This is a genomic window from Synechococcus sp. GFB01 (assembly GCF_001039265.1).
Lineage (GTDB): Bacteria > Cyanobacteriota > Cyanobacteriia > PCC-6307 > Cyanobiaceae > NIES-981.
The window spans coordinates 42,410-56,660 of the sequence record NZ_LFEK01000006.1 but is presented as its reverse complement, the minus strand read 5'-3'; the positions used below and the strand labels follow the sequence as shown (position 1 = coordinate 56,660).

The following is a 14,251-nucleotide window of genomic DNA, read 5'->3' as shown; positions in this document are numbered from 1 at the left end:
CCTTCAGGAGGTGTCGTGATGAAACGGCTGGTTGCGCGTCTATTTGCCGGGCTGATGAGTGGCGTGGTGCTGGCCGGCCTGCTGCTCGGCCTGATCCTTCCTCCGGCCGCCCAGGCTGCCAGTCTGCGCAATGTGGCCGACGACAAGATCGCCGAGCGGGGCGACAAGGTCGACCTCAACAACAGCTCGGTGCGGCGCTTCCAGGAGTTCCCGGGCATGTACCCCACCCTGGCCGGCAAGATCGTGCTGGGAGGGCCCTACCAGAGCGTCGACGACGTTCTGAACCTCGATCTCACCGAGCGGCAGAAGGAGCTGTTCAACAAGTACAAGGGCAATTTCACCGTGACCCCGCCCTCGATCGCGCTGAACGAAGGCTTTGATCGCATCAACGACGGCCAGTACCGCTGATCCGCATTCGTTGATGGCAGCTGCGCCGCTTCCGGCACGCCGGGCGGCCCTTAAGCTCACTCACCCGCTCTGGCCGCCGGTGCCGACCGGCGGCTTTTTTCATGGCCCTGAGCGGCACACACGCCCCACCCGAGATGGCTGAGGACTGCTGGGATGTGGTGGTGGTCGGCGGCGGCGCGGCCGGGCTGATGACCTGTCTGGAGCTGCCCGCCCAGCTGCGGGTTCTGCTGCTCAGCAAGGAGCATGCGCCCCGCTCGGCCAGCCGCTGGGCCCAGGGCGGGATCGCCGCGGTGACCCGGGCTGACGACAGCTTCGCGAGCCATGTCGACGACACCCTCAGGGCCGGGGCAGGCCTGTGCGACCCGGCCGCCGTGGAGTTGCTGGTGCGGGAGGCCCCGTCTGCGTCCAGCGCCTGCTGGAGCTGGGCATGGCCTTCGACCGCGATGGCGCAGGGCTGAGCACCACCCTGGAGGCCGCCCACAGCCATCGGCGCGTGCTGCACGCCCAGGACCGCACGGGCGGCGCCCTAGTGGAAGCCTGGAGCGGGAGGTGCGCCGGCGCCCCGGACTCTGCCTGCGCCAGGGGATGCTGGCTCTGCAGCTCTGGGTGGAGGAGGGCATCTGCCGCGGGGTGCAGGTGCTGGAGGGAACCCGCATCCACTGGCTGCGGGCCAGGGCCGTGGTGCTCGCCAGCGGCGGCGGCGGCCATCTGTTCGCCCACACCACCAATCCGGCTCAGTCCTGTGGCGATGGCGTGGTGATGGCCTGGCAGGCGGGAGCCCTGATCCGCGACCTGGAATTCGTGCAGTTCCACCCCACGGCCCTGATGCTGCCCGGAGCCCCGCACTTCCTGATCTCCGAAGCGGTACGCGGCGAAGGCGCCAGGCTGATGGACGACCAGGGCAACAGCCCGGTGGCGAGCCTGAGCGGAGGGGATCTGGCCCCGCGTGACCAGGTGAGCCGGGCCCTGGCCCGCCGCATGCAGGAGCAGCAGGTGGAGCGGCTCTGGCTGGACCTGCGCCCGGTGGGACAACGACGGCTGGAACGGCAGTTCCCCACGATCCTGGAGCGCTGCCGGGCGCTGGGACTGGACCCACTCCGAACAGCGATCCCGATCGCCCCGGCCGCGCATTACTGGATGGGGGGGNTGAGCACGGACCTGAGGGCGGCCACCAGCCTGCCAGGGCTCTACGCGGTGGGGNAGGTGGCCTGCACGGGAGTGCATGGTGCCAACCGCCTGGCCAGCAACTCGCTGATGGAATGCCTCGTGTTCGCCAGGCAGCTGCGTGAGCTGCAGCTGCATCCCGACCCCGCCTCGAGCCCTGGGCCATCCGGATCGGAGCCGGAAGGCGAACTTGACCCTACAGGCCTTCCCGAGCTGGGCGTGGTCAAGCGTCAGATCACCGCCCTGCGGGAGCGCTGCTGGCGCGCCGCCGGCGTGGAACGCTGCGGTCACCGGTTGCTCGCCGAACTGAGGCAGGTGCGCTGCGAGCGGCAGGAGCTCGAGCGGCTCGCCGCCTGGCAGCAGCTCAGCAGGCTGCCACCAGGTCGGAGCCTCAGACTCACGCCGAGCGACCTGGCGCAGGTGCTGCGCATGCAGGAGCTGCACCAGCGGTTGGTGCTGGCCGAGCTGCTGATGGAGGCCGCCCTGTTCCGCACGGAAAGCCGGGGGGGGCACTTCCGCACCGATGCCCCATCAGCTCAGCCCTTCTGGCAGTGCCACACGGCGCAGCAGCGGGACCGGGGCATCCACACCGTTCCCCTCAGCGGGGCGGCTGGAGTCCAGCATAACCACTAAGCCGGGCCAGCTCCTGCAGCGGCTTGACGCCGGAATCGAGCCGGCCGTTGATCTCCCAGGTGGGGAAGCCCTCGATCCTCTTGGCAGCACAGAGCTCCTTCTGGCTGTTGCGGCCATCTGGGGCGCATTCGACGATCTTCAGCCGGGCCACCGCCTCTCTGCCGAAGAGCTGTTTCTGGTCGTGGCAGTGGGGACACCACCAGGCCGTGTACATCACGGCGCCGGAGGCGCTCAGGTGCTCGGCCAGGGCGATCGTGGCTGGGGTGCTGGTGGTGGTCACGGCCAGCGGCACACCGCGCCCGCCCCCGGCCGCGGGGCGATCGACAGCGGCAGCCCAGCCGAGCCCCACCAGGGCCACCACAAGACCCACCAGCACCACTCGGAACACCAACTGGCCGCGATCGGACCACTCGCCACCGATCAGCGCCAGCACGAAAAGGGCCAGGCTGAGGGTGGCCGAGAGCACGCAGAAGAAGCAGAAGGCCTGGATCTTCAGCACCATCACGCCCATCAGCACGAGGCTGAACACGGCCATGCCGGTGCTGAACAGCACAAGCCCCCACCAGCTGAACGAGGCCAGCCGGGCCCGGGCCTCACCGCGCAGCACCAGCGGCAGCAGGGCCATCAGCAGCACCGCGGCGTAGGCCAGGAAGCCATAGAGGGAGAGAGGCTGCCCAAGCAGCGTGCCCCAGGCACTGCCCAGCACCTTGTCGCAGCCGTCGGCGCCGCCGGGGCAGCTGAGCGAACCGAGCAGACCCCAGCGCTTGAGCGTGATCGAGCCGGTGTCGATCGCTCCGATGGTCGCCAGAACCGCGATCACGACCCGCAACCAGCGGTTGCCGGTGTCGCTGCGGCGGCGGTTGGCGCCGAGGCGTTCGCTGAGGCGGCTGGAGGTCACGGAGATCAGGCGATCGGCCAATTCTCGCAGCAGCGCTGCGGGATCGACGGCCCTGTGTCTCCACCCCATAGGGTGGAAGGTCGGCCTGCCGCTGCCCATGACCAAACCGACCGTGGCCTTCGCCCACCTCGGCTGCGAGAAGAACCGGGTGGACACCGAGCACATGCTCGGCCTGCTGGCCCAGGCGGGCTACGGCGTGAGCGCCGATGAAGCCGACGCCAGGGTGGTGGTGGTGAACACCTGCAGCTTCATCCAGGACGCGCGCCAGGAATCGGTGCGCACCCTGGTGGAGCTGGCCGAGCAGGGCAAGGAGCTGATCATCGCCGGCTGTCTGGCGCAGCACTTCCAGGAAGAGCTTCTGGAGAGCCTTCCCGAGGCCAGGGCGATCGTGGGCACCGGCGACTACCAGCACATCGTGAGCGTGCTGGAGCGGGTGGAGGCCGGCGAGCGGGTGAACCAGGTCAGCGCCAAACCCACCTTCGTGGGGGACTGAGCACCTGCCCCGCTACCGCACCACCAGCGAGGCGGTGGCCTACCTGAAGGTGGCGGAGGGCTGCGACTACCGCTGCGCCTTCTGCATCATTCCCCACCTGCGCGGTGACCAGCGCTCACGGCCGATCGAGAGCATCGTGGCCGAGGCCCGGCAACTGGCGTGCCAGGGGGTCCAGGAGCTGGTGCTGATCAGCCAGATCACCACCAACTACGGCCTCGATCTGGCCGGCAAACCCCAGCTGGCCCAGCTGCTGCGGGCCCTGGGGGAGGTGGAGATCCCCTGGATCCGGGTGCACTACGCCTACCCCACCGGCCTCACGAGCGAGGTGCTGGCGGCCTACCGCGAGGTGCCGAACGTGCTGCCCTATCTGGATCTGCCGCTGCAGCACAGCCACCCGGAGGTGCTGCGGGCCATGAACCGCCCCTGGCAGGCCGACGTGACCGGCGGCGTGCTCCGCCGCATCCGCGAGCAGCTGAGCGATGCGGTGCTGCGCACCACCTTGATCGTGGGATTCCCAGGTGAAACCGAAGAGCACTTCCAGCACCTGCTCGATTTCGTGGCCGAGCAGCAGTTCGACCATGTGGGCGTGTTCACCTTCTCGCCCGAGGAGGGCACCCCGGCCGCCGAGCTGCCCGATCAGGTGCCGGCCGAGGTGGCTGCCGAGCGCAAGGACCGGCTGATGGCGCTGCAGCAGCCGATCGCCGCCGCACGCAACGCCGCCTGGGTGGGCCGGATCGTGGATGTGCTGATCGAGCAGGAGAATCCCAGCACGGGCGAGATGCTCGGACGCTGCGCCCGCTTCGCTCCGGAGGTGGATGGCGAGGTGCGGGTGATGCCCGGCGAAGGCGGCCTCTGCGCCGCTCCGGGAACCATGGTGCCGGTGCGCATCACCGCAGCCGATACCTACGACCTCATCGGCGAGGTGGTGGGGGCGAAAGCGATGGTGAGCGAGGCGCTCACCGCCCGCCGGGCAGGCACTTGAGCCAGGNCGCCGGCACCGCGCCGGNACTGCACCGTGCTCTCGGGCGGCTCCTGGGNCGGTTGCGGTGCCATCAACGCACCACCTTCCTGCTGGCCTCCGGCGTCAGCACCGCAGGTTCCTTCGCCGGCCTGACCGCCAAGGGGTGGCTGCTGCTGGAGGGAGCCAACAACCCGCTGCTCCTGGGCCTGCATTTCGCGCTGCTGACCCTGCCCACCCTGCTGGTGAGCGGCCCGGCCGGCGTGCTCACCGACCGTATCGGCAGCGAGCGGGTGTTGATCCGCGCTCAGTGGGCGCTGCTCGCGGCAGCGGTGCTGGGGGCCGTGGCCATCCCGATCAGCCATGGGGCCCAGCAGGACACTTTGCTGCTGCTGAGCACCCTGGGCATCGGCATAGCCAGCACCTATGAACTCACGGCTCGCAACAAGTACGTGGCCCTGCTGGTGGACGACCCCGACCAGCTGGGTCCCTACCTGGCGAGCTTCTCGGTGATCTTCAACGTGGGCAAGCTGGTGGGGCCGCCGATCGGCGGCCTGCTGCTGGCGGCCACAGGGCCCACCCTTGCGCTGAGCCTGGACGCGGCCACCTATCTGCTGCCGATCACCACGCTGCTCTGGCTGATGCAGCCGCATCGGGATCAGGAGCGCCGCAGCGCACCGGGCCCGAGCGCGAGCCTCGGCACCGCCTGGCGTGACTGCGGCGCCACCCTGCGGCATGTGCTGCGCTACACTGGGGCAGCCTGCCTGGTGGGCTTTTTTCACCCCGGCCTGGCACCGCTGATGGCGGAACGGCTGCTGGGGCCGAGTCCGCTGGCCCTCGGCCTGTTCACCAGCGTGATCGCCGCCGGCAGCATCAGCGGTGGCCTGATCCTGCAGCGCAATGCCACGGCCCTGGCGCGGCGGCCTGCCCTGCTCCTCGGGATCAGCACCCTGGTCACGGGGCTGGCCCAGCTGGGTCTTGCGCTGCGCAGTGCCCAGGCCTGGGGCCTGGCGATGGCCTTCCTGATCGGCCTTGGCACCGCCGCTCTACTGACCGGCACCAACCTGATCATCCAGGTGCATGCGCCCCAGATCCTGCGGGGACGCATGGCCGGGCTGGGTCAGATCGCCTTCCTCGGCGGCGGCGGCCTCAGCGGCCTGATCGCCGCAGGGCTGAGCCTCTGGCCGCCGCTCGGGGTGTGGGGCTGCTTCGGGGTACTGGGCAGCCTGGGAGTGCTGCTGGGCGGGCGCGAACTCCTGCTGCGCCGCCGGATGCGGCTCGGCTGATCGCGGCAGTCCCGAACCGACCGAGGTCCGGGGTCAGTTCCGATCAGATCAGCTTGACGCTGCGCAGCACCACGGAGGCCGCGATGGCAGCAACCAGTCCGCCGCCCACCAGTGCCAGATAGATCGCTGCGCCCATGGCTGCCTTTCAAGGTGAGGCCATTACAGCAGAACCCCGGCAATCCCGGTCACCCACCCCTCGCAAGAACACTGGCGGTGGATGCGCCACACCGACCGGGCTGGGGGCGACAGCAGATTCCCTTGGCAGGCCCGGCCGCAGCGAACTGCCCCCGTGGCGACCGACGTCACCCCAGCAGCTGCTGCAGGATCTGGACCGTGGGATCAGGCTGGGATCGAGCTTGACCACCATCAGCGGCCTCAGATCTTCGCAGATCGGTGCATCTGTCCGATCAGCATTGGCAGCTGATGCGGCTGATCGAGAAACCGTCACTAGCAAGTGGCTGACTGTGCTCGATCCAGAAAACCTGAGCCTGAACCGACCGGCAATCTGGGGCAACAGCGACGGCAGATCCAAGTTGAGACGAGGATTTCAGTGGCAAGTGCCGTGACGCCGGCACGATCATCGAATATGCAACGATCGCATCACCCAGGTGATCATGATGCGACCACCATAACGTCTTTCTCAGAGCCAAGTCGCCCTCTGCGGAACGTCCATCGGCCTGCAGAAGAGCGCCAACCATCGATCTCCTCGAGACCCGAGACAGCGTCCTTGCCGATTGGGCCAGCCCCGAAGAGCGCAAGCAAGCCAGAGCGAAATTCGTGCTAGATTCCCCAAAGTTCAACAAATGCAACAGATCCACAGCCAACGCTTTCTGCATCGCCAGCTCATCGGCCGCAACGGCACAGCAGCACAGCAACGGCTGACTCCTTCACCCAAGGCGGCTTTTCAAGCCATGGAGACGGAGTCAAAGCATGTTCTCGTCACTCCGCCACAGCCATGAACACCCTGCTGCTTTATCCCCTCTTCCCCAAGAGTTTTTGGTCGTTTGAAAAAACTCTCGAGCTCGTTGGGCGCAAAGCCATGTTGCCACCATTGGGGTTGATCACCGTGGCGGCCATCCTCCCCCAGGAGTGGAGTTTCCGGCTGGTTGATCGCAACGTGGAGTCCGTCAGCGAATGCGATTGGGAATGGGCAGACCTGGTCATCCTCTCAGGCATGATCGTGCAGAAGGAGGATCTGCTTCAACAAGTGCGCGAGGCTAAGTGCCGGGGCAAGAAAGTGGCCGTGGGCGGCCCCTATGCAACCGCACTGCCTGAAGAAGTTGAGGCGGCAGGTGCTGACTACTTGATCCTGGATGAAGGGGAAATCACCCTGCCTCTCTTCGTCGAAGCAGTTGGCAAGGGTCAGCCATCCGGTCGATTCCGGGCGACTGAAAAACCCGATGTCACATTGACGCCCGTACCGCGCTTCGATTTGCTGAAAATGGACGCCTATTCGGAAATGGCCGTCCAGTTTTCTCGCGGCTGCCCGTTTCAATGCGAATTTTGCGATATCATTGTACTTTATGGGCGCAAACCTCGAACAAAAGACCCCAAGCAGATCATCGCCGAACTCGATCGCCTGTACGAATTAGGCTGGCGTCGCGGCATTTTCATGGTAGATGATAATTTCATTGGCAACAAGCGCAATGTCAAGCTCCTGCTGCAGGAAATGATTCCTTGGATGGAGGAGAGGGGCTATCCATTCTCGTTTGATACCGAAGCCTCCGTAGATCTGGCCGGCGACCAGGAGCTGATGGATCTGATGACCGCCGCAGGCTTTGGCGCGGTGTTCCTTGGCATTGAAACGCCCGATGAATCCAGCCTTCAAACCACCAAGAAATTTCAGAATACCCGTGACCCGCTCAGCGAATCGATTCACAAAATCACAAGTTCCGGTCTTCGGGTGATGGCGGGCTTCATCATTGGCTTTGACGGCGAAAAGCCAGGAGCAGGGCAGCGCTTGGTGGATTTTGTTGAAAAAACCAGCATCCCAACAGCCTTTTACAGCATTCTTCAGGCACTTCCGGATACCGCGCTTTGGCATCGGCTCAAACGGGAAGGACGACTGTTAAACGAAACTGGCAATATCAATCAGACAACGTTAATTAATTTCGTGCCAACAAGATCTATCACCGAAATTGCCCATGAGTACATCGAAGGATTCATGCAGCTCTATGATCCCGTGAACTTCCTGGATCGGACTTATCGTCACTATCAGATCCTGGGATCAGCGCCCTGCCATCAAAAGCGCCGCGAAAAAAAGCAAGGGCAAACCCAAAGGCAAGGCAAAAATCGACTGGAATATGCTGAAAGCGTTCCTGACTCTTGCGTGGCGACAGGGTGTTGTTCGCGAAACCCGGTTCCGCTTCTGGATCTACCTAGTGCAGATGTTTCGACACAATCGAGGCGGCATCGCAAGCTACCTTGGAGTTTGTGCACAGATAGAACATTTTCTTGAGTATCGCGATACCGTCAAAGCCAATATCCTGGCTCAGCTGACCGACTGCCTCGAAGAGGAAGCTCGCGTGCGAGCCCAGTGGGAATCCTCAACTCAGGCTGCACTTCAGCCTGCCATGCAGACCGCAGGGTGAGCCTCTGAAAGCAGTCAATCCTGCACGACGTGGCACCCGACTCCAGTTCCGCCACGGCTTTCTGCGGTTTCCGTCCCGGGGAGAGGGCGCGATCCAGGCAACTGGTCTGGCGGAGCCGTCCCCTTCTGAGAGGACGAGTCCGAGCTCATTGGCACTGCGGCCCCGATCGACGGCCAGCGTGGATCAGGGGCCGGTCCCGCCGCTCGGGGTGCAGGACGGCCTGGGGGTGCAGCCGGCTGAACGCGGCAGGCACTCGGCCGTCCGCGGCCCCGGGTTCGAGCAGATCAGATCAGGTTGACGCCGCGCAGCAGCACGGATGCCGCGATGGCGGCGACCAGTCCGCCGCCCACGAGTGCCAGATCGATCGCTGCGCCCATGGCTGCCAAAGGAGGTGGGACCATGACAGCAGAGCCCGGCGAGTGGCGGAAACCACAGGCCCGGTCCGGAGGGCCTAGGTTGAATCCTTCACGTCACTCCATGGGTCGGGGGCATGGCATGCGCACGCTGCTGATCTATCCGGAATTTCCCAAGACCTTCTGGAGTTACGAAAAGATTCTGGAGCTGATCAACCGAAAGGTGCTTCTTCCCCCCCTGGGGCTGGTCACCGTGGCGGCCCTGCTGCCCCAGCACTGGGAGATGAAGCTGGTTGACCGCAATGTCCGGGAGGTCAGCGAGGCGGAGTGGGACTGGGCGGAGCTGGTGGTGATCTCAGGAATGATCATTCAGAAGGCCGACATGGCCGAGCAGATCGCCCGGGCCAAGGCACGCAACCTGCCCGTGGCGGTGGGCGGCCCCTTCGCCAGTTCCACCCCCGATGCGCCGGAGCTGGCCCAGGCCGATTTCAAGGTGCTCGACGAGGGGGAAATCACCCTGCCGCTGTTCGTGGACGCTCTCGAACGGGGCGAGACCAGCGGCCGCTTCACCGCCAACGGCGAGAAACCGGATGTCACCAGCACACCAGTGCCTCGCTTCGACCTGCTCGAGTTCGACGCCTACTCGGAGATGTCGGTGCAATTCTCCCGCGGCTGCCCGTTCAACTGCGAGTTCTGCGACATCATCGTCCTCTACGGACGCAAACCGCGCACCAAGACGCCTGCTCAGCTGATCGCCGAACTGCAGCGGCTGTACGACCTCGGCTGGCGTCGCTCGGTGTTCCTCGTGGACGACAATTTCATCGGCAACAAGCGGAATGTGAAGCTGCTGCTGCCAGCGCTGAGGCAGTGGCAGCAGGAGCACGGCTATCCGTTCAGCTTCGCCACCGAAGCATCGGTGGATCTGGCGGCCGATCAGGAGCTGATGGACATGATGGCCGAGTGCCGATTCGAGAGTGTGTTCCTCGGGATCGAGACGCCGGACGCCGCCAGCCTGGAAACGGCCCGGAAACTCCAGAACACCCGCAGCTCCCTGGAGGAGTCGGTGGAGAAGATCACCGCCAGCGGGCTGCGGGTGATGGCCGGCTTCATCATCGGCTTCGATGGCGAACAGCGGGGTGCAGGGCAGCGGATCGTGGAATTCGTGACCCGCACCGGCATCCCCCACGCCATGATGGGGATGTTGCAGGCCCTGCCCAACACCGCGATGTGGACGCGGCTGGAGCAGGAGGGTCGATTGGTTCAGGACAGCGCCGCGGCCAAGGGCGTGAACCAGACCAACCTGCTCAATTTCATTCCAACCCGGCCGATCGAGGACATCGCCACCGAATACATGGAGGCGTTCTCTTCGCTGTATGAGCCCAACGCCTACATCGATCGGGTCTACAGCTATTTCCTAAAATTGCCGCCCCAGCGCTACAAGCAGATCCTGCAGGAGCAGCAACCCACAGGCGTCAGCAAGGCTTCAGGCAAGGGCTCCATCTCCTGGGTCGATCTGCGGGCCCTGGCGATCGTGGTGTGGCGCCAGGGAATCAAGCGCAACACCCGCTGGCGATTCTGGCAGGCGCTGGCCGGCATGGCGCGCCAGAACCCCGCCCGCTTCAAGGGCTTCCTGTCGATCCTGGCCCACAGTGAGCATTTCCTCGAATACCGCCAGATCGTGCGCAGGGAGATCAAGGAGCAGCTGGCTCAACTGCCGAGGGATCCATCCCATTCTCTGATGGTGGCCCCGCCGCAGATGGTGGCCGGTTAGTCCTGCACGTAGTCGGCACCGGATTCCAGAGCCGCCTCCGCCTTCTGCAGCTCTCTGCCCAGGTAGAGGGCATGATCCAGGCAGCTGATCGGATGGGACCCCTCCCCCTCGGTGAGGGCGATGCCCAGTTCCTTGGCGCTGCGGCCCCGGTAGATCGCCAGCGGCGATCGGGGGCCGGCATCGCGACAGCTCAGCACCTCGCCTGTCTCGGGATCGGTGGCCAGGCCACGCGCGTCGATGCCATTGGTGTAGTGCTCAGCCACCAGCTCACCGGCTTCGCGGTCGAGCTTGATCAGGAAGTAACCCGCCGGATCGAGGGCGATGAACCGCTTCGAGAGCTCATCGTCGAACTCACGCCGCTGAGTTGGGTCGAAGGGGTTGGGCATGGGGNAGGATCGTAGGCAGCGGTGAACGGCAGCTCGGCGTTGATCGCCTCGATCTCCCGAGCCATCTCGGCGTTGGCGCGGGGCAGCCAGTCGCGCAGGATCGCGTCGAAGCGAGGATCGCTCCAGCGATGCAGGCTCAGGCGCGGCAGGGCCACAAAGCCACGGCGGCGCTTGTGGCTGCCGCCCGCACCGGGGTCGAAATGGCGGATGCGGTGGGCGATCGCCCATTCGATCGGCGCGTAGTAGCAGACCTCGAAGTGCAGACAGTCGATCTCCACGTCACTGCCCCAGTAGCGGCCCCAGAGCTGGTCGCCGCCGCGCACGCAGAGTGCCATCGCCTGGGGCCGGGCCGGATCGCCGCGGTGGGCGCTGAACAGCACCAGGTGGCGGCGCAGTTCCGGCTCATGGGCGAGCGCCTCGAAGAAGGCTTCGCTGAGATACTTGCTCCCCCAGGCCCCCCAGCGGGCGCAGTGCTGCGCGTAGAAGTCGTGCATGCGACCCACCAGGNCCGGCGCGATGGCCTCACCCACCAGAGGCGTCACATGCAGCCCGGCAGCGGCCACAGCCTGGCGCTCACGCTTGATGTTGCGCCGCTGGTTGGCGTTGAAGCCAGCCAGGTAATCGCCGAAATCGCGATGATCGGGGTTGCTCCACTGGCTCTGCTGGTTCACCCACACGGCGCAGCCTGCCGCCTCGGCCAGGGGCCGCCAGGCGGGGTCCACGTAGAGGAAGTTGCAGCTGAGGATGCCGCTTTCGCGGCAGAAGCGATCGATCTCGTGCAGCATCAGGGCCGTGATGCCGGCGGCGTCTTCCGCCGGGCTGATCAGGAAGCGGTAGCCCTGCACCGGGCTGACCGGACTCATGCCGACCAGCTTGGGATAGTAGCGCAGACCCAGCTGGTGGGCGAGCTGGGCGAAGCTCTGATCGAACACGAACTCGCCATAGCNTGTGTCCCTTCAGGTAGAGGGGGNCCGCGGCGATGAGGTCGGGGCCGCGCCACAGAGCCAGGTGCAGCGGCTGCCAGCCCTGGCGGGGCGCGATGCTGCCGCTGGCCTCGAGCTGCAGCAGCCAGCGCCAGCGGAAGAAGGNCCCAGCATCGGTCTGGCCGGCCTGCAGCAGCCCATCCCAGGCCTGCTCGGGGATCTGGGCGATGCCCTGGTGCCAGCGCGGTTGAAGCTCAGCCATGGCACCGGCGGAGTGGAACAGCAAAATTAACCAGTGCGAACCGCCGCTGCTCCCCTGCGGCGCGTCCCCCCTTCGGCGAGTGATGCCCCATCCCATGCGCTGGCTGGTTCCCGGCCTGCTGCTCAGCCTCCTGCTCACGCCAAGGGCCAGCCGGGCCGGACTGATGCGGCCGGTGCTGGAGTTGATGCGACCCCAGGTGGAGGAGCGGCTCAACCGGTTGTGCCTCGACACGGCATCCGGCGTCGAACCGGCCGTGCGGACCCAGCTGGAGCAACCCTGCCGCCAGCTGGCCCGCACCACCAGCCGCTGCCTGGTGGAGGAGACCGATTCCAGCGGCAAGGCCCTGGCGGTGATGGGTGAGCTGCTGCGCCAGGAGCTCGGACCGGAAGGGGAGCGGATCGCCAAGCGCTGCCTGGCCAGGCTGGTGGGTCTGCCGCCCGGCAGCCTCGATGCTCTACCCCTGCGTCAGGTGAGCGAAGTGCTGATCAACAGCCGGCGCTGATCGGGGCGGGCCTGGCTCCGGCGATAGCGCAGCAGGAGCTCCCCACCCCCGAGCGGTCGCTGCTCGAGCAGCTCCCAGCGGGCGGCGGCTGCGGGTGCGCCCGGCAGCGGCGCGGCAGCCGGCAACCAGCAGTGGGGGCCGCCCAGCAGCAGCGGGCAGAGGGTGAGCTGCAACTCATCCACCAGCCCCTCGGCCAGCAGCGAACCGGCCAGGTTCGCCCCGCCCAGCAGCACCAGGCGCTCCAGGCCCTCAGCCGCCAGCGCAGCCAGCAGCTCCGGCCAGGGCCTCAGCGGCAGCCGGCGGTGGAAGCCGGCCTGCCCGGGGGCGTGCTCAGGAGCCAGCAGCCACCGCTCCAGGGGCTGGCCCCAGAAGGTCATCCCCGGGGGGAAGCGCCCACTGCGGCTCACCACCAGGGCGGCGGGCTGGGGCGGCAGACCCCGCCCGCGACGGGCGGCGATCAGGTCGGGGCCGTGGATCAGGCAGGTGCTGCCATGGCGGCGCAGGGTCTCGGCACCCATCAGGGCGCCATCGGCCCAGGCCAGCGCCTCCTCGAGGGCACGCCGATCGCCGGTACCGCCGAGCTGGGCTGCACCTCCGGCGGCAGGAGCCNAGACGGCCATCCNAGGCTGACCGCCNAGCACCAGGCGCAGCACCGGGCTCAGCCGGCCGCCAGTGCTTCGAGTGCGGCGGGCACCATCTCCAGCTGCGGGGTTTCGGCGAACACCTCGGCGGCGTTGTTGGGGCTTTCCTGCAGGCGCACCTTGTGAAGCCGTGCACCGGTGGCGGCGATCGGCCCGCTGAGCAGATCGGCGATGTGCAGGGCGATGTTCTCCGCGGTGGGCACCGTGGTGGCGAAGTGGGCCACGTCCTTGTTGAGGAAGGTGTGGTCGAAGGGCTCGACCACCAGGTCATCGACGAGCTGCTGCAGGGCAGCCAGGTCGCAGACCATGCCGGTGCGGGGATCGATGCGGCCCCGCACGGTCACATCAAGCAGGTAGTTGTGGCCATGGCCGTGGGGCCGGGCGCACTTGCCGTAGATCGCCTCGTTCTCGGCCTGGCTGAGTTCGGGACGGGCCAGCCGATGGGCGGCAGCGAAATGGGTGCGGATCGAGAGGAAGGCTTCCATCGGAGCGGCGGGGCGAGCGGAGGAGTCGGGGATTGGAGGCAGCAGATCCACCCAGAGATCGGGCTGCTCATGGAGGCGAAGACCCACCAGGGGGAGGTGGGGATCCAGGCGGACCCAGATGGCGCGGGCCAGGGCTTCGGTGGTGGGCAGACACCCCTCGTCGCGGGAGAGATCGAACTCCGGCCAGACGTCGTTGAGATGGCGGAAGTTGAGCTGATCGGTCACCTCGGCTCGGATGGCGTGCTTCACCTCCGAGAGATTCAGCACCATGCCATCGCCGTCGAGCGGACCGCCCATGGCCACGAGCAGCTCGTAATTGTGGCCGTGGCCGGGGGCGAGGGTGCAGGGGCCGAAGCGGGCCCGGTTGTCGTCGGCGCTGAACTCGGGGAGCCAGTAGCGATGGCTGGCGCTGAAGGTCGCCCGACGGGTGATCAGGCAGGGGCGGCCCTTGCCGTGGGGAGCGGCGGCGCTGGCCGACATTGCCTGAAACTGAGGTT

The 14,251-nt window shown here is 66.6% G+C and carries 11 protein-coding genes and 4 pseudogenes; 8 read left to right on the top strand and 7 right to left on the bottom strand.

Translation table 11 applies throughout. The annotated features are described in order from the left end of the window. Window positions 1-54: 54 nt before the first annotated feature. Both psbU and nadB read left to right on the top strand, forming a co-directional pair. Entirely contained in the window at window positions 55-408 is a 354-nt protein-coding gene (psbU, locus tag SYNGFB01_RS01080) for a photosystem II complex extrinsic protein PsbU (protein WP_369795438.1), read from the top strand. 101 nt (window positions 409-509) lie between these two features. Next, a pseudogene (gene nadB / locus SYNGFB01_RS15815) lies at window positions 510-2,205 on the top strand (L-aspartate oxidase). On the opposite strand, the gene SYNGFB01_RS01070 reads toward nadB, so the two are convergent. Continuing rightward, window positions 2,171-3,103, bottom strand: a complete 933-nt coding sequence (locus tag SYNGFB01_RS01070; protein WP_048016567.1) for a vitamin K epoxide reductase family protein — start codon at window positions 3,101-3,103, stop codon at window positions 2,171-2,173. The pseudogene nadB and the gene SYNGFB01_RS01070 overlap by 35 nt on opposite strands. A 97-nt stretch (window positions 3,104-3,200) precedes the next feature. Here SYNGFB01_RS01070 and rimO point away from each other — a divergent pair. Together rimO and SYNGFB01_RS01060 are read left to right on the top strand one after the other, a co-directional pair. Continuing rightward, window positions 3,201-4,578: pseudogene (rimO, locus tag SYNGFB01_RS01065) on the top strand (30S ribosomal protein S12 methylthiotransferase RimO). Window positions 4,579-4,637: 59 nt separating this feature from the next. After that, window positions 4,638-5,840, top strand: a complete 1,203-nt coding sequence (locus SYNGFB01_RS01060) for an MFS transporter (protein ID WP_235299841.1) — start codon at window positions 4,638-4,640, stop codon at window positions 5,838-5,840. A 43-nt stretch (window positions 5,841-5,883) separates the two neighbouring features. Here the strand turns inward: SYNGFB01_RS01060 and SYNGFB01_RS01055 are convergent, their stop codons facing one another. After that, the gene (locus tag SYNGFB01_RS01055; protein WP_048016552.1) at window positions 5,884-5,976 is read right to left on the bottom strand and encodes a hypothetical protein; all 93 of its coding nucleotides are present in this window, start codon (window positions 5,974-5,976) and stop codon (window positions 5,884-5,886) included. Window positions 5,977-6,196: 220 nt separating this feature from the next. Here SYNGFB01_RS01055 and SYNGFB01_RS13930 point away from each other — a divergent pair, with 220 nt between their 5' ends. Both SYNGFB01_RS13930 and SYNGFB01_RS12785 read left to right on the top strand, forming a co-directional pair. Further along, window positions 6,197-6,406 (top strand): hypothetical protein, encoded by a 210-nt coding sequence (locus SYNGFB01_RS13930; RefSeq protein ID WP_152669451.1) that lies wholly within the window; start codon window positions 6,197-6,199, stop codon window positions 6,404-6,406. A 389-nt stretch (window positions 6,407-6,795) separates the two neighbouring features. Continuing rightward, window positions 6,796-8,431, top strand: a pseudogene (locus tag SYNGFB01_RS12785) (B12-binding domain-containing radical SAM protein). 284 nt (window positions 8,432-8,715) lie between these two features. Here SYNGFB01_RS12785 and SYNGFB01_RS01045 read toward each other — a convergent pair. Then, on the bottom strand, window positions 8,716-8,808 hold the full coding sequence (locus SYNGFB01_RS01045; RefSeq protein WP_048016550.1) for a hypothetical protein: 93 nt from the start codon (window positions 8,806-8,808) through the stop codon (window positions 8,716-8,718). Between the two features lie 118 nt (window positions 8,809-8,926). Here SYNGFB01_RS01045 and SYNGFB01_RS01040 point away from each other — a divergent pair, with 118 nt between their 5' ends. Then, complete coding sequence (locus SYNGFB01_RS01040) at window positions 8,927-10,555, top strand: B12-binding domain-containing radical SAM protein (protein WP_048016549.1); 1,629 nt, start codon at window positions 8,927-8,929, stop codon at window positions 10,553-10,555. On the opposite strand, the gene SYNGFB01_RS01035 is transcribed toward SYNGFB01_RS01040, so the two are convergent. Together SYNGFB01_RS01035 and SYNGFB01_RS01030 are read right to left on the bottom strand one after the other, a co-directional pair. Continuing rightward, window positions 10,552-10,941 (bottom strand): DUF4346 domain-containing protein, encoded by a 390-nt coding sequence (locus SYNGFB01_RS01035; RefSeq protein ID WP_048016548.1) that lies wholly within the window; start codon window positions 10,939-10,941, stop codon window positions 10,552-10,554. The genes SYNGFB01_RS01040 and SYNGFB01_RS01035 overlap by 4 nt on opposite strands. After that, window positions 10,848-12,126, bottom strand: a pseudogene (locus SYNGFB01_RS01030) (GNAT family N-acetyltransferase). Before SYNGFB01_RS01030 ends, SYNGFB01_RS01035 begins: the two are co-directional and overlap by 94 nt. Window positions 12,127-12,220: 94 nt before the next feature. Between SYNGFB01_RS01030 and SYNGFB01_RS01025 the strand changes: the two are divergent. Next, entirely contained in the window at window positions 12,221-12,628 is a 408-nt protein-coding gene (locus SYNGFB01_RS01025) for a hypothetical protein (protein ID WP_053068237.1), read from the top strand. Here the strand turns inward: SYNGFB01_RS01025 and SYNGFB01_RS01020 are convergent. Together SYNGFB01_RS01020 and SYNGFB01_RS01015 are read right to left on the bottom strand one after the other, a co-directional pair. Further along, window positions 12,592-13,248, bottom strand: a complete 657-nt coding sequence (locus SYNGFB01_RS01020) for a dihydrofolate reductase family protein (RefSeq protein WP_048016565.1) — start codon at window positions 13,246-13,248, stop codon at window positions 12,592-12,594. The genes SYNGFB01_RS01025 and SYNGFB01_RS01020 overlap by 37 nt on opposite strands. A gap of 38 nt (window positions 13,249-13,286) precedes the next feature. Next, the gene (locus SYNGFB01_RS01015) at window positions 13,287-14,234 is read right to left on the bottom strand and encodes a 6-carboxytetrahydropterin synthase (RefSeq protein ID WP_048016546.1); all 948 of its coding nucleotides are present in this window, start codon (window positions 14,232-14,234) and stop codon (window positions 13,287-13,289) included. Window positions 14,235-14,251 lie beyond the last annotated feature (17 nt).